23 protein-coding genes and 1 pseudogene are annotated in these 23,527 nt (G+C 67.5%); 9 read left to right on the top strand and 15 right to left on the bottom strand.

Annotation, left to right across the window (positions count from 1 at the left end; genetic code table 11):
* Nucleotides 1-3 precede the first annotated feature (3 nt).
* The 3 genes from ACX12F_RS05845 to ACX12F_RS05835 form a co-directional block, all read right to left on the bottom strand.
* Nucleotides 4-915 (bottom strand): acyl-ACP desaturase, encoded by a 912-nt coding sequence (locus ACX12F_RS05845; protein WP_459368690.1) that lies wholly within the window; start codon nucleotides 913-915, stop codon nucleotides 4-6.
* A gap of 183 nt (nucleotides 916-1,098) precedes the next feature.
* Nucleotides 1,099-2,790, bottom strand: coding sequence for an aldehyde dehydrogenase family protein (locus ACX12F_RS05840; RefSeq protein ID WP_459368689.1), 1,692 nt, complete (start codon nucleotides 2,788-2,790; stop codon nucleotides 1,099-1,101).
* A 41-nt stretch (nucleotides 2,791-2,831) separates the two neighbouring features.
* Nucleotides 2,832-3,917: an oxygenase MpaB family protein gene (locus ACX12F_RS05835; RefSeq protein ID WP_459368688.1), complete on the bottom strand. Its 1,086-nt coding sequence runs from the start codon at nucleotides 3,915-3,917 to the stop codon at nucleotides 2,832-2,834.
* A gap of 143 nt (nucleotides 3,918-4,060) precedes the next feature.
* Between ACX12F_RS05835 and ACX12F_RS05830 the strand changes: the two genes are divergently transcribed.
* Entirely contained in the window at nucleotides 4,061-4,768 is a 708-nt protein-coding gene (locus ACX12F_RS05830) for a TetR/AcrR family transcriptional regulator (RefSeq protein WP_459368687.1), read from the top strand.
* Between the two features lie 4 nt (nucleotides 4,769-4,772).
* Here the strand turns inward: ACX12F_RS05830 and tatB are convergent, their stop codons facing one another.
* From tatB to sigE, 4 genes are all read right to left on the bottom strand, one after another.
* Nucleotides 4,773-5,192, bottom strand: coding sequence for a Sec-independent protein translocase protein TatB (tatB, locus tag ACX12F_RS05825; protein WP_459368686.1), 420 nt, complete (start codon nucleotides 5,190-5,192; stop codon nucleotides 4,773-4,775).
* The gene (gene htrA / locus ACX12F_RS05820; protein ID WP_459368685.1) at nucleotides 5,192-6,685 is read right to left on the bottom strand and encodes a serine protease HtrA; all 1,494 of its coding nucleotides are present in this window, start codon (nucleotides 6,683-6,685) and stop codon (nucleotides 5,192-5,194) included. The genes tatB and htrA overlap by 1 nt, the downstream gene beginning before the upstream one ends.
* Before the next feature lie 85 nt (nucleotides 6,686-6,770).
* Entirely contained in the window at nucleotides 6,771-7,178 is a 408-nt protein-coding gene (gene rseA, locus ACX12F_RS05815) for an anti-sigma E factor RseA (protein ID WP_459368684.1), read from the bottom strand.
* 90 nt (nucleotides 7,179-7,268) lie between these two features.
* Nucleotides 7,269-7,928 (bottom strand): RNA polymerase sigma factor SigE, encoded by a 660-nt coding sequence (sigE, locus tag ACX12F_RS05810; RefSeq protein WP_459370250.1) that lies wholly within the window; start codon nucleotides 7,926-7,928, stop codon nucleotides 7,269-7,271.
* A gap of 459 nt (nucleotides 7,929-8,387) precedes the next feature.
* Here sigE and ACX12F_RS05805 point away from each other — a divergent pair, with 459 nt between their 5' ends.
* From ACX12F_RS05805 to ACX12F_RS05780, 6 genes and pseudogenes are all read left to right on the top strand, one after another.
* On the top strand, nucleotides 8,388-9,146 hold the full coding sequence (locus ACX12F_RS05805) for an O-methyltransferase (RefSeq protein ID WP_459368683.1): 759 nt from the start codon (nucleotides 8,388-8,390) through the stop codon (nucleotides 9,144-9,146).
* Between the two features lie 261 nt (nucleotides 9,147-9,407).
* Nucleotides 9,408-10,061, top strand: coding sequence for a TetR/AcrR family transcriptional regulator (locus ACX12F_RS05800; protein WP_459368682.1), 654 nt, complete (start codon nucleotides 9,408-9,410; stop codon nucleotides 10,059-10,061).
* Nucleotides 10,058-10,999: an ABC transporter ATP-binding protein gene (locus tag ACX12F_RS05795; protein WP_459368681.1), complete on the top strand. Its 942-nt coding sequence runs from the start codon at nucleotides 10,058-10,060 to the stop codon at nucleotides 10,997-10,999. Before ACX12F_RS05800 ends, ACX12F_RS05795 begins: the two co-directional genes overlap by 4 nt.
* Nucleotides 10,996-12,633, top strand: a complete 1,638-nt coding sequence (locus ACX12F_RS05790) for an ABC transporter permease (RefSeq protein WP_459368680.1) — start codon at nucleotides 10,996-10,998, stop codon at nucleotides 12,631-12,633. The genes ACX12F_RS05795 and ACX12F_RS05790 overlap by 4 nt, the downstream gene beginning before the upstream one ends.
* A gap of 8 nt (nucleotides 12,634-12,641) precedes the next feature.
* Nucleotides 12,642-13,316, top strand: coding sequence for a methyltransferase family protein (locus tag ACX12F_RS05785; protein WP_459368679.1), 675 nt, complete (start codon nucleotides 12,642-12,644; stop codon nucleotides 13,314-13,316).
* A pseudogene (locus ACX12F_RS05780) lies at nucleotides 13,317-13,732 on the top strand (DUF4126 domain-containing protein); the annotation flags it as partial.
* Here ACX12F_RS05780 and glgC read toward each other — a convergent pair.
* On the bottom strand, nucleotides 13,729-14,943 hold the full coding sequence (glgC, locus tag ACX12F_RS05775) for a glucose-1-phosphate adenylyltransferase (protein WP_459368678.1): 1,215 nt from the start codon (nucleotides 14,941-14,943) through the stop codon (nucleotides 13,729-13,731). The pseudogene ACX12F_RS05780 and the gene glgC sit on opposite strands and share 4 nt — an antisense overlap.
* A 75-nt stretch (nucleotides 14,944-15,018) precedes the next feature.
* Between glgC and glgA the strand changes: the two genes are divergently transcribed.
* Nucleotides 15,019-16,188, top strand: a complete 1,170-nt coding sequence (gene glgA, locus ACX12F_RS05770; protein ID WP_459368677.1) for a glycogen synthase — start codon at nucleotides 15,019-15,021, stop codon at nucleotides 16,186-16,188.
* Between the two features lies 1 nt (nucleotide 16,189).
* Here the strand turns inward: glgA and ACX12F_RS05765 are convergent, their stop codons facing one another.
* From ACX12F_RS05765 to ACX12F_RS05735, 7 genes are all read right to left on the bottom strand, one after another.
* A complete protein-coding gene (locus tag ACX12F_RS05765; protein ID WP_005059648.1) occupies nucleotides 16,190-16,357 on the bottom strand; it encodes a DUF3117 domain-containing protein in 168 nt (55 codons plus the stop codon).
* Between the two features lie 166 nt (nucleotides 16,358-16,523).
* Entirely contained in the window at nucleotides 16,524-17,096 is a 573-nt protein-coding gene (locus ACX12F_RS05760) for a DNA-3-methyladenine glycosylase I (RefSeq protein ID WP_459368676.1), read from the bottom strand.
* Nucleotides 17,093-17,398, bottom strand: a complete 306-nt coding sequence (locus tag ACX12F_RS05755; RefSeq protein ID WP_459368675.1) for a DivIVA domain-containing protein — start codon at nucleotides 17,396-17,398, stop codon at nucleotides 17,093-17,095. Before ACX12F_RS05755 ends, ACX12F_RS05760 begins: the two co-directional genes overlap by 4 nt.
* A gap of 36 nt (nucleotides 17,399-17,434) precedes the next feature.
* Nucleotides 17,435-18,358 (bottom strand): glucosyl-3-phosphoglycerate synthase, encoded by a 924-nt coding sequence (locus ACX12F_RS05750; RefSeq protein WP_459368674.1) that lies wholly within the window; start codon nucleotides 18,356-18,358, stop codon nucleotides 17,435-17,437.
* A 14-nt stretch (nucleotides 18,359-18,372) separates the two neighbouring features.
* On the bottom strand, nucleotides 18,373-19,197 hold the full coding sequence (folP, locus tag ACX12F_RS05745; RefSeq protein ID WP_459370249.1) for a dihydropteroate synthase: 825 nt from the start codon (nucleotides 19,195-19,197) through the stop codon (nucleotides 18,373-18,375).
* 128 nt (nucleotides 19,198-19,325) lie between these two features.
* Nucleotides 19,326-21,107 carry a long-chain-acyl-CoA synthetase FadD6 gene (fadD6, locus tag ACX12F_RS05740; RefSeq protein WP_459368673.1) on the bottom strand — a complete coding sequence of 594 codons (1,782 nt, stop codon included), beginning with the start codon at nucleotides 21,105-21,107 and terminating at the stop codon, nucleotides 19,326-19,328.
* Nucleotides 21,108-21,118: 11 nt separating this feature from the next.
* Nucleotides 21,119-21,694: a cytokinin riboside 5'-monophosphate phosphoribohydrolase gene (locus tag ACX12F_RS05735; protein ID WP_459370248.1), complete on the bottom strand. Its 576-nt coding sequence runs from the start codon at nucleotides 21,692-21,694 to the stop codon at nucleotides 21,119-21,121.
* Nucleotides 21,695-21,798: 104 nt separating this feature from the next.
* On the opposite strand from ACX12F_RS05735, the gene ACX12F_RS05730 reads away from it, so the two are divergent.
* Nucleotides 21,799-23,460 carry a tetratricopeptide repeat protein gene (locus tag ACX12F_RS05730; protein ID WP_459370247.1) on the top strand — a complete coding sequence of 554 codons (1,662 nt, stop codon included), beginning with the start codon at nucleotides 21,799-21,801 and terminating at the stop codon, nucleotides 23,458-23,460.
* The last annotated feature ends 67 nt before the right edge of the window (nucleotides 23,461-23,527 follow it).

Here is a 23,527-nt window from a genome sequence, read left to right as displayed (position 1 = left end):
CGCTCAGCCGGCCACACTGGCCAGCTTGCGCTTCTCCTCGTAGAACCGCGCCCGCTCGTCGAGCATGCCGAGGAACCCGATCAGTTGTTCGCGCGCCTGCTCGCCGACCGGCCCGAAATCGTTGCGGTCGAAGATGTTCCAGAAGCGCAGCACCGGGACCAGCACGTCGTCATGGTGGATGCGCAGGTCGTAGATACCGGCCTTGGCGATGGTCAGCGCATTCTTCGCGAAGTCGGTCATACCCAGGCCGGGCATCGCGAAGTTGATGACCTCGCCACAGATGGCGACCATCGCCTCGTCCGGGGCGATCGCTAGGGCCGCGGCCATCAGGTTGCGGTAAAACACCATGTGCAGGTTCTCGTCGGCCGCGATGCGAGCCAGCAGCTGGTCCGCCAGCGGGCAGCCCGACGCCCGGCCGGTATTGCGATGCGAGACGCGCGTGGCCAGTTCCTGAAATGAGACATAGGCGAGCACCGACAGCGCGCTGCGGTCGCCCGCGTCGTAGCCGGCGACGGTGTGCTCCATTCGGAGCCGTTCCAGGGCAACGGGATCGACGCCGCGGGTGACGACGAGATAGTCGCGCAGCGCGATGCTGTGGCGCCCCTCCTCAGCTGTCCACTGCCCGATCCAGGTACCCCACGCACCGTCGCGCGAGAACCGGGTGGCGATCTCGCGGTGATACGACGGCAGGTTGTCCTCGGTCAGGAGGTTGACCGTCAGCGCCGTCTTGGCGACCGGGTCGAGCGGCGAGTCCTCCGGCTGCCAATCTTCGCCGCCGAGGAACGCGAAGTCACGCCCGCGGCTCCACGGGACGTAGTCGTGCGGGAACCATTCCCGCGACATCGACAGGTGCCGGTCGAGGTTCTGCGCGACGACGGGCTCCAGTTCATACAGCACAGCTGTCTGGGTATCCATGGGTCAATCCCTCCATCGGTGGTCGGCGTAGGCCCGCAACGCCACAAACCTACGATACCGTAACCTACGGTACCGTAGGTTAGCGTTCGGTGACCAGATGATGACGACCTTCAGCGCCGATCACAGGAAAAAGCCCGGTCCGTGGGCATGACCACAGACCGGGCTTTTGACCGAGGAAGTCGATCAGCCCCGCAGCGCGGAGGCGAAGATCGCCGGCAGTTTGGCCCAGCTCGGCTTCCCGGTGAACGCGGTGAGGAGCCGGCCGGTGGTCGCGGCCGTCCGGTTGTTGACGAACCACGGCGGCTTCGGCGAAATGGACAGTTCGCCGCCGATCAGCGAGCGCGGCGACGGGCGGAACGGCCCGCGTACCACCGTGCGCTCGGGCTTCTCGAGCAGGAAACCGTTGTGCACCACACCGATCCCGCTTTGCACGTCGGCCAGCGTGTGCCCGGGGAAGGCCCCCCAGGTGGCGTGCGGGGTGAGGTAGCCGACGCCGGTCCAAGCGTTCACCGCCACCGTGCCGTAGTGCAGCGCCTCAATCATGGCGTCGAAGGCCTTGCCGAGGGCCTTGATGGTGGCGGGCGCGGCGACGATGTTGACACCGAGGGTGCCGACGAAGTCCTCGTTGGCCAGGCGGGTGGCCTCGCGGACGAACTCGACGCCGGCGCTGTCCAGGTCGATGACGCCGTACACCGGCGAGAAGTACTCGGTGTTGAGCAATGCGGTGCGGTCTTCGGGATCCACCACCAGCACGCGGTCGCCGAGCCGCTGGGCCTGCGGGTAGGTCGCCTCGGCACCGGCCACCCGGGAATCGGAGCCCGGGTAGTAGGCCGCGCGGTCGGGCGCCGCGGCAATCGCCTTGGTCAGGGCTGCGACGAACTCGTCGCGCTGCGCCCATTTCGACGACAGCACGACGACCTGCGACGCCACGCAGTTGTAGCCGTTGTTGTGCAGCCGCTGGGTGGCGATGTGGTTGGCCTGGAACTCGATGTCTGCGCGGCTCCACTTGCCGGGCACGACGATGGTCGGTGACACCCCGCCGAGCTCGCTGGTGATGTCCTTGTGCAAGATCGGCTCGCCCGCGGCTTTGCGTCGGGCCCCCTCTTCGCCGACACCGAAGACAATGGCGTCGTGGGTCAGGGCGCTGCCTGTCATGTGCACGTGGTCCACCGCGTCGTGCTGCACCAGGTAGGTGCCGACGTCCGCGCCACCGGTGAGGATCCGCACCGCACCGAGCGCGATGAACGGGGCCAGCACCTTGGTCAGCACCGGCAGCAGTGGATCGGTGACCGGGTTGAGCTTGAGCGCCACGACCCTGTTGTGGGCGATCAGCTCGTACACGGTGTCCAGTGGGGCGATCGACGTGATGTTGCCCGCACCGAGTACGACGCCGATGCCGTTGGTCTTGCCCGGATCCCGCTGTGCCAGACCAGCGGTCCGCAGTGCCTCGTCCCGGCTGACACCCGGCTGCAGCCAGACGTCGGCACTGAACCCAGACAGCAGCAGCTTGTCGAAGATATTGAGCGGCAGCACTTTCACCGTGGTGCGGCCCGCGGCGGTGCCGAAGTCGGCGCCGTTCAGCGGGCTCTGGCCAGCCTCCAACTTGGCCAGGCTCGCCGACAGTGCGGCAGCCCCGGCCGCCAGCGGGTAGGGCCCGGAAATCCATTCCTCACCAACGAGCGGCGACTCCGGATTCAGCTGTTTGATTCCGGCCGCGGCCTCGACCCACTCGGCGCCGTGCCGCACCGCCAGCTGCTGCACGTCGTCGAGAATCTGGCGCCGTCGTACCAGAGGGGTTGCGGCCCAAGCCTTCTCACCTTCGGCGAGGTCATCCAGCGCCTGGTCCACCAGGGCCGTGTACGCAGTGTCCGTCATGTCCTGAATTCTCCCGGTGGTGTGGTCGGTATGGGCCGGAATCAGCCGGCGTGCGCTTCGAATTCCAGCAGCGCGTCGTTGTGGTTGTGCTCGTACGGCGTGGGCCCCTGCCCCAGCTCCCGCTTGGCGAGCAGGGCCTGGTACTGCTCGAATGGCGTGGTCCGGCCGAACTTCTTGCGAGCCTCAGCCGGGGTGTAGGTGACCGGGTTCTGGGCCGGGATCTTCATCAGCGCCGGGCCGACGATCGGCGTGGTATGCGGGGTGGTGAAGTCCAGGACCGCGAGCTCGAGGCGCGGGATGCCGGAAACCGCCCGCAGGAACGGCCGCGCGATCAGCTTGGCGATGACGTCATCGGAATAGTTCTGCGGGATACCGCCGAGGGCGCGCATCCACTTCGGCATGGTGGCGATGATGGCACGGCGCATCGGCCAGTTGAACACGCGCCGCATCCAGCTCGGGACGCGCTCGGGCAGGATGTGGTACCCGAGGTCGACAAGGTAGTTCATCATGTTCTGCGCCACCTCGGAGCTGGCCATCTGCGGCCGGTACTGCTCGAAGTACTGCTGGATGCCCGCACGCGTGCGCGGCACGTCGTCCGGGTTGATGGTCTGGAATTCGGCGGCGCGCGCGCATTCTTCCCAATACTGCAGTTCCTCGGCATCGGTCAGCTTGCCCGGCCCGAACATTTCGTAGGTGTAGAGGATCGAGTGCCACGCGGTCAGGTGGATCCACAGCTGCGAATACGGATCGTTCGCGTCGAACTGCTTGCCGCTGATCGGCTCGGTGCCGATGGCCTTGCTGTGAATCTTGACGAGGATCTCGGAGGCATCCAGCACCGACTCGGCATCGCCGAAGGCCACCAGCGCGAAGTACTGCATGGTGCGGTCGTAGCGCAGCCGGGTACGGGCATACACCTGGCCGCTGGCGTCCACCGCGGCCGCCAGGTAGGGGTCGAGGTGCTCGATGGTCACGGCGCGAGCGAAGCCCAACAGCAGCGACGTCGGGTAGCTCCACACCCGCCAGGTGACGGAGTCAGGTCCGAAGAATCCGTAGTCGGCGGCGGGCGTCAGCAACGCATCAGCGACGGGCAGTCCAGCAACGCGGCGAAATGTGGATACGGCGTCCATCGTCGTTCCCCTTTGAACGGGAAGGCGCCACCCTCTGGCGCGATCATCAGATGGTACGACACGTACCACTTGATAGCTAGACTCCGACTGATTGGATGCATCAGGCAACTCCCGACCAGGTACATGAGGTAGAACAAGGAGCCATGGCGAATGCCACCACCGGTCGCTGGGCCGGCCAACGCGAGCGCAGGCGCGCTGAGTTCATCGACGCTGCCCTCGTCGTGATCGAGCAACACGGGCCCCAGACCTCGACCGAACAGATCGCCGCGCACGTCGGCGTCAGCCGTACCAAGCTGTACCGGCACTTCGTCGACGCGGCGGACCTGCAACACTCGGTCGCACACCGGACCAGCCAGATGATCACCGCCGAACTCGCACCGGTGTGGCGGCCCGAAGGCAGCATGGCGCAGATCATCAAGGCCGGCGTGAGCGCGCACGTCCACTTTCTGACCCAGCACCCGAATCTGTACCGCTACCTGCAGCGATGCTCGATCGATGAGGGCTTCAACGCCTTCGCCGACATCAAGATCACCATCGCCAACCTGCTGACCACGGTCCTGAAGATGTATGTGGCGGCATTCGATGTGGCGGCCGACGCGGAGCGATTGTCCTACGGCATCGTCGGCCTGGTCGAAACCGCCGCGGGGCACTGGCTCGAACAGCCACTGCGCGATACCCAGGACGCGCTAATCGCCGACCTGACCCGCTGGATCTGGTTGATGCTCGACGACTCATTGCGCGCCGGTGGCGTCTACGTCGCCGCGGACGAAATCCTGCCGCCGGCGGCGGAGATCGCCGAGCACTCCGATCGGTACCGCGATCCGGCGCGGCTAGAGGCGCTGAACCTATAGACGGTCAGGTCGCGTCAGGATCGAACTGTGTCGGCCCCGGCCGCGGCGGCTGCGCCGTAGCGCCCGGCGTGGGCGGAACGCCGTTGACCTCCGGCGTGGTCAGGGGCTTCGTCTGATCCGGTGTCGCGGCGTCGAAAGCTCCGGTGATGAACGAATCGTCGCCGTCCAGCAGATGCTTGGTGAGCGCCGCCCGCGGCGTCATCCCGCGCAGCTTCTGCAGTTCACTGAGCGGTTGACGCAGATCCTCGAATTCCGGCCCGAGGTCCTGGCGCAGCTGGCCGGTCGCGGTGCTCAGGTAATCGCGCACCTGCTTGAGGCTGCCGGCCGTCCACCGGATGGCGCCGGGTAGCCGCTCCGGGCCGAGGATCACCAGGCCCGCGATGACCAGCACGAGCATCTCGCCCCATCCGATGTTGCCGAACATCAGCTGGCCGGGGTGTCTGCGTTGGGAACGACGGTGAGCGTCAAGTGCCGGCCTTCGCGGATCACCTCGATGGGCGCCGGCTGACCGATCTGCAACTGCCGCACCGCGACCACGAACTCGTCGGCATCGGCGACCTTGCGGTTACCGACCTTGACGACGACGTCGTTCTCCAGGATGCCGCCCTTGTCGGCGGGGCCGCCGCCGACGACGTTGACGACCTGGGCGCCCGAGGCAACCTTGTCGCTGGCCGACTTGGCGTTCAGGCCCAGCGTCGGGTGGAAGATCTTGCCGTCCTTGATCAGCACCTGGACCGTGGCCTTGACCTCGTTCACCGGGATGGCGAAGCCGAGACCACTGGCGCTGTCGGACAACGACTTCCCGGCCGTGTTGATCCCGATGACCTCGGAATTCATGTTGATGAGCGGACCACCGGAGTTGCCGTGGTTGATCGAGGCGTCGGTCTGGATGCCGTCGATGACGGTGTCGGTGTCGGACCCTTCGCCAGATAGCGGCACGGGGCGATGCAGCGCGCTGACGATGCCGTGAGTGACGGTGCTGCGCAGGCCCAGTGGGGCGCCGGCCGCGATGACCTCGTCACCGACCTTGACCTTGTCCGCGTCGCCGAACTTCGCGACGACCAGATTGTCGACGTTGTCGACCTTCAGCACCGCCAGGTCGGTCTTGGGGTCACGACCGACAAGGTTCGCCGGCACCTGCTTGCCGTCGTTGAACACCACGGAGATGTGGTACTTGCCGGGATCCTTCGCGGCGTCGGAGATGACGTGGTTGTTGGTGACGACGTAACCACGGCCGTCGACCACCACACCGGAGCCCTGCGATCCGTCGGTGTCACCCATCGCTTCGATGGTCACCACCGAATCCGCCACGGCGGCAGCCACTTTCGCAAACCGGCCGGCCGGCAGGTCACCATTGTCGCTGGTCTTCAAGGTGACCTTGGAGGTGGTGAAGGCCTCCACCACCTCTGCGGTCTTGCGGCCGACGACGCCACCGACCAGGCCGATCACCAACGCCAGCAGGGCCAGCACCGCGAGTGCGGTCATGGAGACCCTGCGGCCGAACAGCACGTCGCGCACGCCGAGCTTGCCGACGGGAGCGGCGACCGTCACCGGCGGCGGGGTGGGCAGTGCCGGAGTCCCGAGTGACGGCGCGGCCGACGGATCCCGCCACGGGTCCGCGACGGCGTCGTCGTCATCCGCGCTCTCGGCCTCCAGCGCACCCGCGTCGGCCGGGTGCCGCTGCAGGGAGTCGGCGGCACCACCCGGCCGCCCGAAGGCCTCCGCCAGCACGGGATCGGGCGCCTGATTGGTGGGGGTGTACTCCCCCTGGTTCCGGATCTGGTCCTCGGCGAGGAAGGAACCGGCGAAGCCGTCGGGCCTGCCGAACGCGCGCTGCGACGCCGGGTCCACCGGGGTGCGCGTCACCGGACGCGGTGCCAGACGGGGGCGATCGCCGGACATGTCCTGATTCGTCACCGGTGTTCCACTCCCCATCTGCTGGCTCTATCTGCACTGGCCGCCTGGATGGGCGGGCCGGCTACTCAAAATTTCAGACTCAACCCTACCGGCGGCGGCGACGTTCCCGCGGCGGCCGGTCGGCAAAGTCCTGGTCTTCGATTGCGGATGCCTGGACATCCGCGAACTGCGTCGATGCGTCGTTGGGGATGTTCGCCAAGGCACCCAGCAACGAATTCGGCGCGATGATCGGGCACGAATCACGCAAGGCGCTTCGGGCCTGCCCCTGAGCGTCCACCTCGGCGGCGCAATCCGGGCACTGCGACAGGTGATGGGCGGCGCGCAAGTGCGCACCCATCTGCAGTTCACCGTCGACGAATGCGGCGATGGCCTCGATGGCCAGGTGTTCCGTGGAGCCGAAGCGCCGCGGGCCGACGGGCCCGTCGCTCTGGGAGGCGAACTGAGCGGGCAGCCAGGAGAACGCACGACGGAACAACTGTCCCCGGTCGACCATCACCGTCCTCCTCTCCGCGCCACGCCTCCGTCTGCGCTGCCGTTACTACTGAATGTAGCGCGACAACCTGGAACGGATACGTCACAACGCTCAGGCGGACTTGGCGGAGATCGCCGCGGCCGCCTCGGAGTAGTCACCGGGGTGGCTGGCCAGGTACTCCCGCAACGCCTGCCGGCCACGGTGAATGCGACTGCGCACGGTGCCCAGCTTGACGTCGAGCGTCGCGCCGATCTCCTCGTACGACAGACCTTCGATGTCGCAGAGCACCACGGCGGCGCGGAACTCCGGGGGCAGCGAATCGAGCGCGGCCTGCAGATCCGGTCCGAGCCGCGAGTCGTGGTACACCTGCTCGGGGTTCGGATCGTCGGCGGGCACCCGGTCGTAGTCCTCGGGCAGTGCCTCCATGCGGATCCGGGTGCGGCGCCGGACCATGTCCAGGAACAGGTTGGTGGTGATGCGATGCAGCCAGCCCTCGAATGTGCCGGGCTGGTAGTTCTGGACCGAACGGAACACCCGGATGAAGGTCTCCTGGGTGAGGTCTTCGGCGTCCTGCGGGTTACCCGACAAGCGGTAGGCCAGGCGGTACACCCGGTCGGCGTGCTGGCGCACCAGCTCGTCCCATGACGGCATGGACGCCACATCGCCGGTGGCGTCGAACACTGCAGTGCCCGTCAGCTCGTCGCTGACTTCAGCCCAGTCCGACTCGGCCTCGGCGACCGGAACGTGGGACATATGGGTCGGGGCAAGCATCGTCGGGGCCGGACCAGTTCCCGTAATGGTGGTCGTGGCAATCTCCAGTTCGGTGGGTTCCTCGTCGTAGGTACACGACGTATCCAGACCAACCGGTACCTGGAGTCCGATATTCCCGATGCCGCGGATATCCGGCGACTGCCGGACGCCGGAATCAGCTTGCAGATCATTCACACTCGCGTGCATGGCGATTACGGTTCCCCACCCTGGTGAGGTTGATGTATGAGCATACTGAACTTTTCCTGAGAAACCGGATTCCAGGACCATGACCTGCGGATACCCCATAAATGTTCGCCAAAACTTAACGTTGCGTCCCGGGCGTGGCGCGGCGTCGCTCAGGATCAGCCCTCAGCCTCCGGAGTGGCCTTCAGAGCAGCCGCCGAATCGACCCGAAGGTCAGCTCACCGTGTTGAGCGTGTGCTGAGCGCCGGCCAGCCGGCCGTTGGTTACGCTGCGGACATGTCCAGCACCGATGACCCGACGGTTTCGGCCGGTAGTGGCCAGCCTGCGCCGGCTGGGTCGGCTCCGGCCGCCCCCGCTCCGGCGCCGACCCAGCCGGTCGCCGCTGCACCGGCCGCCGCTCCCAAGCCCAGCACGGCCGAGGCCATCGTGGAGCACGCCGAGCGGTCCATCACCGAGGAACCGATCACCGCGGCGGCCCGGGAGCGGGCAGAGGAGAGCGGAGCCAATCCGATCACCCCGGCCGTCGGCGCGCTGCTGAGCGTGCTCGCCAAGATCGCATCGGCCAAGGCCGTCGTCGAGGTCGGAACGGGCGCCGGCGTGAGTGGACTGTGGCTGCTGTCCGGCATGCGCGACGACGGTGTCCTGACCACCATCGACATCGAGCCCGAGCACCAGCGGCTGGCCAAGCAGGCGTTCGTCGCAGCGGGCGTCGGACCGTCGCGGACCCGGCTGATCGTGGGCCGCGCGCAGGAAGTCCTGACCCGGCTGGCCGACGAGTCGTACGACCTGGTGTTCGTCGACGGTGAACCCGTCGACCAGCCGCAATTCGTCGCCGAGGGCGTCCGCCTGCTGCGGCCGGGCGGCGTTATCGTCATGCACCGGGCCGCGCTCGGCGGTCGCGCCGGGGACGCCACCGCCAACGATCGCGATGTGACCGCGGTACGCGACGCCACCCGCGTCATCGCCGAGGACGAGCGACTGACCCCGGTCCTGGTGCCGCTGGGCGACGGGTTGCTGGCCGCAGTCCGCGACTAGAGATCGTCTCGCCCCGCGTTGACCCTGAACTCAGGGCGCAAAAGGCCGAGTAACCAACACCGTCACTACAGGCTCAACAGTCGAATTCCGCCGACCCGCGTCGACCCTGTACTCAGGGCACAAGAGCCCAAGTAACCGAGACCCGCACCGCAGGATCGACGGCGTGCGCACCTGATCTCATCGCGTGCCGCCAAATCTTTACGCCCCTTTGACGCAACAGGTCCTTGACGCCAGGCTGAACGCGTGTTTAGCGTACTGAACATGCGTTCAGTCGAAGACCTCACCACCGTCGCCCGCATCCGCGACGCCGCGATCGAACAGTTCGGCGAGCACGGGTTCTCGGCCAGCGTCCGCAGCATCGCCGCGGCTGCCGGAGTCAGCGCGGCATTGGTGATCCATCACTTCGGGTCGAAAGAGAAGCTGCGCGAAGCCTGCGATGCCTATGTCATCGAAACGGTCCGGATCGCCAAGACCGAGTCGATGCAGAACGCCAGCCCGAGCGCGTGGTTCGCCCAGCTCGCCGAGATCGAATCCTTCGCGCCCATGACGGCCTATCTGATGCAGGCCCTGCAGACCGGCGGCGAACTGTCGAAGTCTTTGTGGCAGAACATGATCGACAACACCGAAGGCTACCTGGAAGAGGGCGTCCGCGCCGGCACCATCAAGCCGAGCCACGACCCCAAGGCGCGCGCCCGATTCTTGGCACTCACCGGCGGCGGCGCCTTCCTGACGTACATCCAGCTGCACGACAACCCATCGGATTACCGGAAGGTGCTGCACGACTACGCGCAGGACATGCTGTTGCCCGCTCTCGAGCTGTACACCGAGGGCCTGATGTCCGATTCGACGATGTACGAGGCGTTCCTGGCCCAACAGGAATCAGGCAACCCCATCGTCACCACCACCGAGGAGTGAATGTGAACGCCGCTACAGACGCCATCGAAATCGACACCCTGACCAAGAACTTCGGCGCGGTCCGGGCGCTCGACGGGCTGAATCTGAGAGTCCAACGGGGTGAGGTCCACGGCTTCCTGGGCCCCAACGGCGCCGGAAAGTCGACGACCATCCGCGTCTTGCTCGGGCTCGTCCGCGCGGACTCCGGCATGGTCCGTCTGCTCGGTGGCGATCCGTGGACCGACTCTGTGGCTCTGCATCGCCATATCGGTTATGTGCCAGGCGATGTCACGCTATGGCCAACCCTGACCGGCGGTGAGACCATCGACCTGTTGGCCCGCATGCGCGGCGGCATCGACGAGAAACGCCGCACCGAACTCACCGAGCGATTCGACCTGGACCCCACCAAGAAGACCCGCACGTACTCGAAAGGCAACCGGCAGAAGGTCTCGCTGATCTCCGCGTTTGCCTCGAACGCCGACCTGCTGCTGCTCGACGAACCCAGCAGCGGCCTGGATCCGTTGATGGAGAACATCTTCCAGCAGTGCGTTGCCGAGTCCGCCCACCGCGGTACCACCGTCCTGCTGTCGAGCCACATCCTGGCCGAGACCGAACGGCTGTGCCAGCGGGTGACGATCATCCGTGCCGGCCGGACCGTCGAGACCGGAACGCTGGATTCGATGCGGCACCTGTCGAGCACCACGATCAAAGCCGACATGATCAACAACCCGGGCCGGATCGACCATCTGCCAGGGGTTTCCGACATCGTCTTCGACGGTCGGATGCTCACCGCCCGGGTCGAATCCGAGAGCCTCGGCGCCGTCATCAAAGCGCTCGGCGATGCCGGCGTGCGCTCGCTGGTGAGCCAACCGCCGACGTTGGAGGATCTGTTCCTGCGGCACTACGGCCACCACGACCAAGGTCGTGCGCGCCGCGAACCCGAGGAGGTGCGGGCATGACCGCCGTCCTGGCGCGGCCGGCGCAGCCCGGTCGTGCTGCCGCGGGGTCGTCCAGCTTCGCCGGAACTCTTGGGCTGCTTCGTCTCTACCTGCGTACCGACCGCATCGTGCTGCCGCTGTGGGTACTGCTGCTGTCCCTGCCGCTGTCCACGGTGTACATCGGCAGCATCGCGGCCGTCTACCCCACCGCAGCGGGGCGCGCCGGTTTCGTCGCGAGCATCATGGCCAGCCCGGCCCAGCGCGCGATCTACGGCAACATCTACAACGACAGCCTCGGCTCCGCCGGCATCTGGAAAGCCGGCATGTTCCACGTACTGATCGCTGTCGCCGTCATCCTGACGATGATCCGGCACACGCGCGCGGACGAGGAGGCCGGACGCACCGAGTTGATCGAATCGACGGCCGTCGGCCGCAACGCCGGCCTGACCGCCGCGCTGCTGATCACCGGCGGTGCCTCTCTGCTGACCGGGCTCATCGGATTTCTCGGCCTACTGAAAGCCGATGTGCCCGTTATGGGTTCACTGGCGTTCAGTTGCGCGCTGGCCGCTTCCGGGCTGGTGTTCACCGCCGTGGCCGCCGTGGCCGCCCAACTCTCCGCCAGCGCCCGCGTCTCCCGCGGCATTGCCTTCGGAGTACTCGGCGCCGCGTTCACCCTGCGTGCCGTCGGCGACGCCGGCGGCAGCGAGCTCTCCTGGGCATCGCCGTTGGGCTGGTCCCTGTTGGTGCGCCCGTATGCCGGTGACCGGTTCGGAGTGCTGGCGCTGCATCTGACGCTGACCGCCGCCCTGGTGGTACTGGCGTACCAGCTCCAGGGTGCCCGCGACGTCGGCGCCGGGATGTTCGCCGAACGGCGCGGCCGGCCACGGGCCACCGGATTGCTCAGCGGGCCAACGGGGTTGGCCTGGCGTCTCTGCCGCGGCTCGGTAGTGGTGTGGACCATCGGACTCGGGCTGTACGGACTGTTGGTCGGCAGCGTCGTGCACGGTATCGGCGACGAGCTGGGCGGTAGCGGCTCGGCCCGCGACATCATCACCCGACTCGGCGGCACCGGCGCACTGGAGCAGGCGTTCATCTCGATCGCTTTCAACATGCTGGGAATGGTGGCCGCCGCATTCGCGGTCTCGCTGGCGCTGCGGCCGCATCAGGAGGAGAGCGGCCAGCGCGCCGAGACGCTGCTCGCCGGGGCGGTGAGCCGAACCCGTTGGCTGACAGGCTATCTGGTCATCGCTCTGGCCGGGACGACCGCCGCGATGCTGACGTCAGGCCTACTGGCCGGATTCACCTACGGCGCCGCAGCGGGCGACATCGGCGGCAAGCTGCCGCTGGCATTGGGCTCTGCGGCCGTGCAATTGCCCGCCCTGTGGCTCCTGGTGGCGGTGACGACGGTGTTGTTCGGCGCGGCGCCGCGGTTCACCCCGGCGGCATGGGGCGTGCTGGTTGGGTTCATCGCGGTGTATCTGCTTGGCTCACTGGCGAATTCACCGCACTGGCTGTTGGACCTCGATCCGTTCAGCCACGTCCCGCGAGTCGGTAGCGGAGGCTTCACCGCAATCCCCCTGGTGTGGCTGCTGGTCCTGGATGCGGCTCTGATCATCGTGGGCACCTTGGCCTTCCGGCGCCGCGATCTACGGTAGGAGAAACCATGAAACTGGCCATGCAGGCGCTCGCGTCGGCCGTCCTGGGCATCATCTTCTTCGCCGTGTTGCTGTGTGTACCGGCCGGCACCATCCACTACTGGCAGGCCTGGGTTTTCATCGCGGTGTTCATGATCGCCACCATGGGTCCAAGCATGTACCTGGCGGTGAAGCACCCCGAGGCGCTGGCCCGGCGGATGCACGGCGGTCCGAAGGCCGAGACCCGACCCGTACAGAAGCTCGTCATGTGGGCGGTCCTGACGTCGGTGTTCGCAACCGGGGTGGTCAGCGCCCTGGACTGGCGGTTCGGCTGGTCGAGCGTGCCGACGGCGGTGGTGGTGCTGGGCAACGCCGTCGTGGGTGTATCGCTGGTGGCAGCCCAGTGGGTGGTGATCCAGAACAACTTCGCGGGCGCGAGTATCTCCGTCGAGGCCGGACAGCCCGTGATCTCGACCGGGCTGTACGGCATCGTGCGGCACCCCATGTACATCTGCGCGCTGATCATGATGTTCGCGACCCCGCTCGCGCTCGGCTCCTACTGGGGACTGGTGCCGGTGATCGCGAGCGCACCGGCGCTGATGATCCGGATCTTCGACGAGGAGAAGATGCTGCGCGCCGAGCTGCCCGGATACATCGACTACACCCACAAGGTGCGCTACCGCTTGCTGCCGTACGTCTGGTAGATCGTCGCCGACAAAGTGCCCACTCGCGACAGCATCAATGACACAATTCAGACGTTCGTGCGGCCGACGTCAGGCGGCACGTCTTCGGCTCCGGTACCGCGGCGCAGACCGCGGCCGTCACCGACCCTGGCGCGTTCACCAGTTCCGGACAGTGGATTCCCGTCGTGATCGGGGCCGTCACCGCGCTGGTGGTCTCCCTGACCAAATCCACGGTGCGGCCCGTCGCGAACGTGGCCACCGGCGGCCTCGCGGCCCGCGTGTTGAGCACTGTGGAAGACGTGGCCAGTGTCGGGCTGGTGATCATCGCCATCGTGGTGCCGGTGTTGGTTGTCGTCGCGCTCGCGGCTCTGGTCTGGGCGGCGGTCACGCTGCTCCGACGCAGGAAGCGGCGCAAGGCCGGCGACGCGGCCGGCTAAATCCAAACGCCCTTACCGACTGCGACTACACCGCCGGCGCTGACCGAAAAGCGTTCGCGGTCCTTCTCCAGGTCGACACCGACCATCTCGCCGGGTCCGACGACCACGTTCTTGTCCAAGATCGTGTGCCGGACCACCGCTCCCCGACCGACCCGCGCGCCGGGCATGATCACGCTGCCCTCGACGATGGCGCCGTCGTCGATCACTACGTTGGACGACAGCACCGAGTTGCGCACGGACGCAGCCGAAATGATGCTGCCCGCGCCGACCACCGATTCCTGCGCCGAGCCGCCGTTGACGAACTTGGCCGGGGCCAGGTGCTCCGATTCGCCGAGGATGGGCCAGCGCCGGTTGTAGAGGTTGAACACCGGGTGCACCGACACGAGGTCCATGTGGGCGTCGTAGAACGCGTCGAGTGTTCCGACATCGCGCCAGTAGCCGTGGTCACGTTCGGTGGCCCCGGGCACCTCGTTGTCGTTGAAGTCGTAGACGGCGGCCATTCCGTCGGCAACCATCTGCGGAATGATGTTGCCGCCCATGTCGTGATCGGAGTCGTGGTTCTCGGCGTCCACGCGGATGGCGTCGATGAGCGCCTTGGTGGTGAACACGTAGTTGCCCATGGAGACGAACGTCTGTTCCGGATCGTCGGGAGTGCCCGGCGGGTCCGACGGCTTCTCGACGAAGCTGCGGATGCGGCCTGACTCGTCGGCGTCGATGCAGCCGAATGCCGACGCCTCGGCCCGCGGCACCCGGATGCCGGCGACCGTCGCGCCCGCTCCGCTTTCGATGTGGAACCGCACCATCTGCTCGGGGTCCATGCGGTACACGTGATCGGCGCCGAAGACCACGATGTAGTCGGGGTCTTCGTCGTAGACGAGGTTCATCGACTGGTAGATGGCGTCGGCCGAGCCGGTGTACCACCGCGGCCCGAGCCGCTGCTGCGCCGGAACCGGGGTGATGTACTCACCGGCCAGGCCCGAGAGCCGCCAGTTCTGCGAGATGTGCCGGTCCAGGGAATGCGACTTGTATTGCGTCAGAACACAAATCCGCAGGTAACGGGCGTTGACGAGGTTGGAGAGCACGAAGTCGATGAGCCGGTAGGCACCGCCGAACGGTACCGCGGGCTTGGCTCGGTCCGCAGTCAGCGGATACAGCCGTTTGCCCTCGCCGCCGGCCAAGACGATTCCCAGCACCTGCGGCTGTTCCCTCATGGCACCAAACCTAATAGGCGCCAACCGAAGCGGCCAGACATACGCGAGAACCTGTTACGCGTTAACGTCATCGACATGCGGGTGGCGATGATGACTCGGGAGTATCCGCCGGAGGTCTACGGCGGCGCGGGCGTGCACGTGACCGAACTCGTCGCGCAGCTGACGAAGCTGTGCGACGTCGACGTCCACTGCATGGGTGTGCACCGCAGAGATGCGTTCGTGGCCCAGCCCGACCCGCTACTCGCCGGGGCCAACGCGGCCCTGACGACGCTGTCGGCGGACCTGGCGATGGTCAACAACGCCTTCGCCGGTCCGGCCGCCGTACCTACGGTGGTGCACTCGCACACCTGGTATACGGGGATGGCCGGACACCTCACCGCGCTGCTGCACGGCATCCCGCATGTGCTGACCGCACACTCGCTGGAACCGAGACGGCCGTGGAAGGCCGAGCAGCTCGGCGGCGGCTACCGCATCTCGTCGTGGGTCGAACGCACGGCGATCGAAGCGGCCGACGCCGTCATCGCGGTCAGTGCGGGCATGCGGGCCGACGTCCTGGCCACCTACCCGCAGCTGGACCCCGCGCGAGTGCACGTAGTGCGCAACGGGATCGACACCGACGACTGGTATCCGGTGGAGGCGGGCCAGACTCTGGCCGACCTGGGGATCGATCCGGACCGGCCGATCGTGGCGTTCGTCGGGCGGATCACGCGGCAGAAGGGCGTCAGCCATCTGATCGCGGCAGCCCACCGGTTCGACCCGGACGTGCAGCTGGTGCTGTGTGCCGGCGCACCCGACACCCCGGAGATCGCCGCCGAGGTGGCGGCCGCAGTGAAGGAGCTCAGCACGACGCGTGCCGGGGTGCACTGGATCCAGGAGATGCTGCCGACCGAGAAGATCCGCGAAATTCTCGCGACGGCAACAGTTTTCGTCTGCCCATCGGTCTACGAACCGCTGGGCATCGTCAACCTCGAAGCCATGGCCTGCGGGACCGCCGTGGTCGCCTCGGACGTCGGCGGCATCCCCGAGGTGGTCGGCGACGGCATCACCGGACTCCTGGTGCACTACGACGCCGCCGATGCGGTGAGGTTTGAGACGGGGCTCGCGGTCGCGGTCAACGCCTTGGTCCGCGACCCCGACCGGGCCCGCACGTTCGGGGAGGCCGGCCGTCGGCGGTGCATCGAGGAATTCTCCTGGATGCAGGTCGCCGAGCAGACGCTCGGCATCTATCGGAGCGTCTGCGACTGAACTAGCTGGTGACGTTCTTCAGTTCGTCGCCCAGGGCTGCGGCCTCATCGGGGGTCAGCTCGACCACCAGACGACCGCCACCTTCCAGCGGTACCCGCATGACGATGCCGCGCCCCTCTTTGGTTGCTTCCAGTGGACCGTCTCCGGTCCGGGGCTTCATCGCCGCCATCGGGTGCTCCCTCCGCACGCGCCCGGACCGCATCCACGGTCCCGGATCAAGGCCGGAACAACCCACTGGCGCGGGTCGGCTCACGGCACTGAACTGCAACTGAACTATGTCTATTGTTCCCTATCGCTACCTGTGGGTGTGAAAGACCCGCCCGTGAGGCCTTTGATCAGCTGTGCGGGGGCACCCAACACGACTCCACGTGGTCGTCGACCATCCCGGTGGCCTGCATCAACGCATACGCCGTGGTCGGGCCGACGAACCGAAATCCCCGGCGCTTCAGCTCCTTCGCCATGGCCACCGATTCCGGCGTGGTCGCCGGGACCTGCGCCAGGTCGGCCGGGCGGGGCCGCGGTGGGGGTGCGAACGACCACAGCAGCTCGTCGAGGTCCAGACCACCGTCGATCACACGGGCGTTGGCGATGGTCGCCTCGATCTTGGCGCGGTTGCGGACGACGCCCGGATCGGCCAATAGCCGGTCGATGTCCTTCTCTCCGAAGCCGGCCACCTTCGCGACGTCGAACCCGTGAAACGCGGCCCGGAAGTTCTCCCGCTTGCGCAGGATGGTCAGCCAAGACAGGCCGCTCTGGAACGCCTCCAACGACACACGCTCGAACAGGGCCTGCGTGCCACGCAACGGGCGACCCCATTCGGTGTCGTGATAGTCGCGGTACTGCGTGGCGTCGGCGGACTCGCCGATGACGACCCAGCCGCACCGGATCTTGCCGTCGGGCGCGGTCACTGCTCGGAGTCCGCGGTTTGCGCCCGCAACGTCGTCAACTCGCCGCGCAGCGAGTCCAGTTCCTGTGCCAGCCGGTCCAGCACCCAGTCGACCTCGCTGGTCTTGTAACCGCGCAGGGTCTGCGTGAACTTGACGGCGTCGACGTCAGCACCGGTGACGCCGGAGGCGGGCAGCACGGTGGCCGTGGTGCCCCGGGCCAGTGGCGGCAGTTGCTCACCGCGGCCGAACAGGACCGTGCCCAAGGCGAACAGCACCACCGCGACCAGGATCAGCACCACGAGGTAGATCAGAATCAGCGTCACACCGATGATCCTGCCGGATCACCCTGACAAGTGGGATCAGCGCAGGGTGTTCATGGCGGGACGGTCGATGAGCGACACCGTCGACGTCCGCGGCGTGTAGTTTTCACCGTCGGCGAAGAACTGGGTCAGTCCGACGCCCGAATCGCTGATGCCGCAGCGCGACAGCAGCGTGGCGATCACCTGGCGGCTCATCGCGGCCAGCTCTGTCAGCGGCCGGTTGCGATGCGTGCGCACCCCGAGATTGACTTGCGCGATGGCATCGAGACCCAGCTTGTCGTAGGTATCGATCAGCAGGCCGATCTCGACGCCGTAGCCCGGCGCGAAGCCCACCGATGTCAGCAGCTCCCGCGTGCCGGCGTATTCGCCGCCCAGAGGCTGCAGCAGGCACGTGAGCTCGGGCCGCAGCGAAGCCAATAGCGGGCGGGCCACGAGCTCGGTGACGCGACCGCCGCCGTTGGCGTCTTCAGCGCCGCCCACCTTGAGCGGACGCCGATAGAAACCCTTGACCAGGTGCACACCGTCGGCGAGCAGCAGCGGACCGAGCAGCTTGGGCACGAACATCGGGTCGGGGTCGAGCAGATCGGAGTCGACGAACACGATGATGTCACCGGTGGTGGCTGCCAGCGAGCGCCACAGCGCCTCGCCCTTGCCGGGCTGCACCGGCACCTCGGGCAGCGCTTGTTCGCGGCTGACGACCCGCGCCCCGGCCTCGATGGCACGCAGCTCGGTCTCATCGGTCGAACCGGAGTCGAGGACCACCAGCTCGTCGACCAGGCCACCCAACAGTGGGCTGATGCTGTCGATGACGTCGGCGACGGTCTCTTCCTCATTCAGCGCGGGCAGCACCACCGAGATGGTCCGGCCGGCCTTGGCGGCCTCGAGTTCGGCGATGGTCCAGGTGGGCCGACTCCAGCTCCGTTCGGCCAGCCACGCATGGCGGGCGATCGATTCGGCGGTCATTTCGGGCATTAGGGTCACGCGAGTCCCCTCACTGTTCGGCTCGGTGGACGCCCGCCCTGGATCGACGCGACCATTTCCAGCACGCGTCGGGTGGGGCCCACCTCGTGCACCCGGAACATGGCGGCGCCGTCAGCGGCGGCGAGTGCCGTCGCGGCCAGCGTCCCCTCCAGGCGCTCGGTCAGTTCGACACCTAGAGTCTCCCCCACAAAATCCTTGTTACTGAGGGCCATCAGCACTGGCCATCCGGTATTTACAAGATCTTTCACGTGGCGCAACAAACTAAGACCGTGGTAAGTGTTCTTGCCGAAATCGTGCGTCGGGTCGATCAAGATCGCGTCCTTCGCAACGCCGACATCGACGGCATGCTGCGCAGCTGACGTCACCTCGGCGATGACGTCGTCGACCACGCCCCGCTCGGTGACGCCGTAGTTGACGCGGAAGGGCCGAGTGCGCGGCACCGCTCCGCCGGTGTGCGAGCAGACCAGCCCCGCACCGAATTCGGCGGCCACCTCCGGTAGCCCGGGATCGGCGCCGGCCCAGGTGTCGTTGATCAGGTCGGCTCCGGCCGCGCAGGCCTGCTTGGCCACACTGGCGCGCCAGGTGTCGACGCTGATCAGTTGGTCGGGATATTCGCCCCGGAGCCATTCGATGAACGGCACCACGCGCGCGATCTCCTCGTCGGCGTCGACGGTGCTGCCCGGCCCGGCCTTGACGCCGCCGATGTCGATGACGTCGGCGCCGTCTTCGATGGCCCGGCGCGCTGCCTTCTGGGCAGCGCCGTCGCTGAAGGTCGCCCCCCGGTCATAGAACGAATCCGGGGTGCGGTTCACGATCGCCATGATCAGCGCGCGATCGCCGGCCACCTGGCGACCCAGGAACTGGCCCCGTGGAGAGGACTGCACGGCTCCCAGGCTATCCGGCTGCCGCAAACCTGCTGATTGTGCGGGTGCGGGTAGCTCGTAGACGCCTACCGTGGCTTCTTGCCGTCCTTCACCTCGGCCGGGTAGTCGGGGTAGAAGGGCACGTAGCCCTCGTCACGCCCGGCCAGCACATAGACCGGGTCCGTCACCTCGTCGCCGTAGCCCTGCTTACGCAGATCGACCTTCTGGCTCTTGAACGTCGAGGTGTGCGCCAGCGCGGGCACGATCCGGATGAACAGCGGCACCGCGTAGGCGGGCAGGTGCTCGAAACCGGCCTTCGCCAGTGCGGCGCCGTCGAACTCGGCACCGTCACGCAACTGCACCGAGGCCATGCCGGCGCGGCCGCCGCAGCCCGGCACCTCGACCCCGTAGACGGTGCATTCCTCGACCTGGTCGTCGGCGCCGAGCGCGGCCTCGACCTCGGTGGTGGCGACGTTCTCGCCCTTCCACCGGAAGGTGTCGCCGAGACGGTCGGCGAACGCGGCGTGCGCGAAGCCCTGCGACCGCATCAGGTCACCGGTGTTGAACCAGACGTCGCCGTCCTTGAACGCGTTGCGCACCAGCTTCTTCTCGCTGGCCGACTTGTCGGTGTAGCCGTCGAACGGTTGCAGGCCGTTGACCTTGCTGAGCAGCAGGCCCGGCTCGCCACGCTTGACCTTGCGCAGCCGGCCGTCGGGGCCGCGGGCCGGCTCGCCGGTCTCCAGGTCGTACTCGACGTAGACGACGGGCGACGGGCAGATGCCGGTCGTCTTGTCGATGTTGAACACGTTGACGAAGCCGGTGTTGCCCTCGCTGGCGGCGTAGAACTCACACACGCGCTTGATGCCGAAGCGGGAGGTGAACTCGTCCCAGATCGCGGGGCGCAGCCCGTTGCCGGCGATGACGCGCACCTGGTGCGCCTGGTCCGTCGGCTTGGGCGGCTGGTTCAGCAGGTAGCCGCAAATCTCGCCGATGTAGATGAACGCGGTCGCCTCGTACCGGATGACCTCGTCCCAGAAGCGCGAGGCGGAGAACGACCTGCCCAGCGCCAGCGCGGCGCCGGCGTTGAGGGCCGACGACGTCGCGACCGTCAGGGCGTTGTTGTGGTAGAGCGGCAGGCAGCAATACAGGGTGTCGCTGCTGTTCAGGCGCAGCCCCAACCCGCCGAACCCGCCGAGCGCGCGCAGCCAGCGGTAGTGCGTCATGACGCTGGCCTTGGGCATGCCGGTGGTGCCCGAGGTGAAGATGTAGAACGCCTTCTCCTTGGCCAGGATCTGGCTGGTGCCCACCGGGTTGGCGGTCGACTGGCCGATGGCGAGCTCACGCAGGTCCTCGACCGAGATGAGGCCCTTGGTCAGCTCAGGGTCGGCGCCGCACTCGGTGACGGGCTCGAGGAAGTCCGACTCGGCGACCAGGACCTTGGCGCCCAGCAAACCCAGGCTGTGCGCAAGGACATTGCCGCGCTGGTTGTAGTTGATCATCCCGGCGACGGCGCCGCACTTGACCGTCGCCAGCATCAGCAGCACGGCGTCCGGCGAATTGCGCAGCATGATGCCGACGACCGAACCCGGGCCGACGCCCTTGGCCGCGAGCACCGACGCGTAGCGGTTCACCGTCGCGTTGGCCTGGCCGTAGGTGATGTGGTGGTCGTCGAACTTGATGAAGACCTTGTCCTTGTTGGCCTCGGCGCGTTCCTGGAACACCTTGCCGATGGACGTCTTCGCCGTCGGGCTGGCACCGAAGCCGGTGATCAGACCCCGAAGGATCACCGGGGCGTCGGAGAGGAAACCGGGCAGTTGCTTGGCAATTTCAAGCAGGCCGACGCCGGTGCGTGATGTCTCGTCACTCATGCGTGGTGAGCCTAATGAGCGGTGTGACCCGGTGCACAAGCAGCTATGGCTTCGTCGATGTCCTTCGCGACCACCAGCCGGTCGAGCGCGGCCTGCTGCACGTATCCGGTGTCGACCAGGGTGTGCAACCAGGTCAGCAACCCGTCGTAGTGGCCGTGCGGATCGAGCATGACCAGCGGCTTGTCGTGCATGTTGAGGTAGCCGGCTGTCCAGGCCTCGAAGAACTCCTCCAGGGTGCCAATGCCACCGGGCAGCGCGATGAACGCGTCGGACCGGTCCTCCATGATCTGCTTCCGCTCGCGCATGGTGTCGGTAACGATCAGTTCGCTCGCGTTCACATCGGCGAGTTCACGGTGCACCAGTTTCTTCGGGATGACGCCGACGGTGCGGCCGCCGTTCTCCCGGGCACCGTCGGCGACGGCGCCCATCGCCGAGACGTTGCCGCCGCCGGACACCAGGGTCCAGCCTTTCGCCGCGATGGCCCGGCCGACGTCGCCGGCGAGGGTCAGCAACTCAGGATGGCGAGGACCGGCGGCGCAGTAGACGCAGACGGCGTAGGCATTTTCCGCATTGTTGTTGTCGGCCAGCACAGCACAACGCTAATCGAGCGGTGCGGCCCGGCGCGCAGCCATAGGATCGGACGGTGGTGCTCAGCCAGCTGAAAGCGGGCGTCGAAACCCGGTGTGGTGCGCTGCTGACCGGTGCCCGTGGGTCCGGCAAGACCACCGCGGCGCGGGCCGCGTACGACGAGCTGACACCGGGGTTCGAGCGCGCAGCGTGGATCAACGGCACCGCGGCCGACTCTGCTGTGCCATTCGCCGCGTTCGAGCGGTTGTTCACGGTGCCCGAGACGGGACGCACGGTACAGGTCCTGCAAGCGGCGCGGGACGCGCTCGGGACTGGACTGCTGCTGGTTGTCGACGACGGGCATCTGCTGGACCGGCTCTCCGCGTCGCTGGTGTATCAGCTCGCGGTGTCCGGCGCGGCGCGGGTCATCGTGACCGCGGCAGCCGATCATTTCCTGCCCGAGGGCATTTCGGCTCTGGTGCGCGATCGGCTGGTGGTTCCGGTGGCGGCCGAGGAACCGGATGCTGCCGCCGTGCCCGCGGCTCCGGAGCCGGCGCTGCCGCCTCTGGACGATGACGGCGTCGTCGCCCGGCTGCGGCGCGCGGTGCGTGCACTTGATGCCGCCGACGAACAGCCCGGGGCCGAGTTGGCTGCCGCCGCCGGCGATGCGCTGCGCCTGGGCGATCTGGAGTTGGCGGAGCGACTTGGCCGGGCAGCGCTGCCGGCAGGCGGCCTGGCTGCCCGCGTGACAATGAGCTACGCGCTGGCCTGGCAGGGCCGCGGGCTGGATGCCGATGCTGTACTGGCCGAGGTCGACGCGGCGGTGCTGTCCGAGCCGGAACTGATGGCGTGGGCACTACCCCGCGCGGCCAACCAGTTCTGGATGCTGTCGCAGCCCGAACGCGCGACCGCCTTCCTGCGCACCGTCCGTGGCCGGGTGCAGACGAGGGCCGCGCAGGTCACGCTGGACGCCTTGTCCGCGACGTTCGCGATGAATGCGGGCAACCTCGCGAAAGCCATGCAACTGGCTGACTCGGTGTTGGCCAGTGCGGACCCCAGCGATACCGCGGTCGGCTGGGCGGCATCGGCAGCAGCGCTGAGTTGCGCTCGCACGGGCCGGTTGACCGAGGTGGACGCCTTCGCCGACCGCGCCCTGGCCGCCGGGCAACCGGGGCTGCTGCGGTTCACGAGTGGCCTCGGCCAAACGACGGCCCTGCTGTTGGCGGGCGAGCCGGACAAGGCTCAGCAGCTGGCTCGAGAACTCATCGACTTCACTCAGTCCCAACAGCCTGGGCGAGCCATCGGCGAGGTGCTACTGGCCGATGTGCTGATCGCGCGCGGTGAGCTCGACGCGGCCATCGAATTGCTGCAGGACGCCGCAAAGGTACTGTCGCCCACCGGATATTCGTGGGGCCCGCTGGCCTGGATGTTGTTGGCACGGGCCCTCGGCCAGCGCGGTGCGACCGCTGAGGCGGGCCGGGCACTTTCGCGCGCCGAGGCCCGGCACGGGCTGAAGTCGATGTTGTTCGCGCCCGAACTGGCGCTGGCTCGCGCCTGGACCACCGCGGCGCGGCGGGACCGGCACGGCGCTATCGCCGCCGCCCGCGAGGCGTTCCGTGCTGCCGAGCGGGGCGGGCAGTCGGCCGTGGCGCTGCGGGCCCTGCACGACGCGGCGGTCCTGGGCGACGTCCGGGCCGCGGGTTGTTTCGACCGCATCGACCTCGACTGTGCCTTCGGCCGGCAGGCCCGAGTGGTGGCGGCGGAGGTCGTCGCCGATCGGGCCTGACCATTTGCCGCAGGGCAGGTCGCCGACACCGCCATAGGATTGACCGCAACGGGACATCGAGGGGTCA

The organism is Mycolicibacterium sp. HS_4_1, from assembly GCF_054515875.1.
The sequence above is the reverse complement of the archived record's forward strand: the minus strand, read 5'-3'. Positions and strand labels throughout refer to the sequence as shown.

What these genes read in the sequence shown, in the direction of transcription:
- ACX12F_RS05845 (WP_459368690.1), bottom strand. Translation starts at nt 915, where the DNA reads ATGGATACCCAGACAGCTGTGCTGTATGAACTGGAGCCCGTCGTCGCG.
- ACX12F_RS05840 (WP_459368689.1), bottom strand. Translation starts at nt 2,790, where the DNA reads ATGACGGACACTGCGTACACGGCCCTGGTGGACCAGGCGCTGGATGAC.
- ACX12F_RS05835 (WP_459368688.1), bottom strand. Translation starts at nt 3,917, where the DNA reads ATGGACGCCGTATCCACATTTCGCCGCGTTGCTGGACTGCCCGTCGCT.
- ACX12F_RS05830 (WP_459368687.1), top strand. Translation starts at nt 4,061, where the DNA reads ATGGCGAATGCCACCACCGGTCGCTGGGCCGGCCAACGCGAGCGCAGG.
- tatB (WP_459368686.1), bottom strand. Translation starts at nt 5,192, where the DNA reads ATGTTCGGCAACATCGGATGGGGCGAGATGCTCGTGCTGGTCATCGCG.
- rseA (WP_459368684.1), bottom strand. Translation starts at nt 7,178, where the DNA reads ATGGTCGACCGGGGACAGTTGTTCCGTCGTGCGTTCTCCTGGCTGCCC.
- sigE (WP_459370250.1), bottom strand. Translation starts at nt 7,928, where the DNA reads ATGCTTGCCCCGACCCATATGTCCCACGTTCCGGTCGCCGAGGCCGAG.
- ACX12F_RS05805 (WP_459368683.1), top strand. Translation starts at nt 8,388, where the DNA reads ATGTCCAGCACCGATGACCCGACGGTTTCGGCCGGTAGTGGCCAGCCT.
- ACX12F_RS05800 (WP_459368682.1), top strand. Translation starts at nt 9,408, where the DNA reads ATGCGTTCAGTCGAAGACCTCACCACCGTCGCCCGCATCCGCGACGCC.
- ACX12F_RS05790 (WP_459368680.1), top strand. Translation starts at nt 10,996, where the DNA reads ATGACCGCCGTCCTGGCGCGGCCGGCGCAGCCCGGTCGTGCTGCCGCG.
- ACX12F_RS05785 (WP_459368679.1), top strand. Translation starts at nt 12,642, where the DNA reads ATGAAACTGGCCATGCAGGCGCTCGCGTCGGCCGTCCTGGGCATCATC.
- glgC (WP_459368678.1), bottom strand. Translation starts at nt 14,943, where the DNA reads ATGAGGGAACAGCCGCAGGTGCTGGGAATCGTCTTGGCCGGCGGCGAG.
- glgA (WP_459368677.1), top strand. Translation starts at nt 15,019, where the DNA reads ATGCGGGTGGCGATGATGACTCGGGAGTATCCGCCGGAGGTCTACGGC.
- ACX12F_RS05765 (WP_005059648.1), bottom strand. Translation starts at nt 16,357, where the DNA reads ATGGCGGCGATGAAGCCCCGGACCGGAGACGGTCCACTGGAAGCAACC.
- ACX12F_RS05750 (WP_459368674.1), bottom strand. Translation starts at nt 18,358, where the DNA reads ATGACCGCCGAATCGATCGCCCGCCATGCGTGGCTGGCCGAACGGAGC.
- folP (WP_459370249.1), bottom strand. Translation starts at nt 19,197, where the DNA reads ATGGCGATCGTGAACCGCACCCCGGATTCGTTCTATGACCGGGGGGCG.
- fadD6 (WP_459368673.1), bottom strand. Translation starts at nt 21,107, where the DNA reads ATGAGTGACGAGACATCACGCACCGGCGTCGGCCTGCTTGAAATTGCC.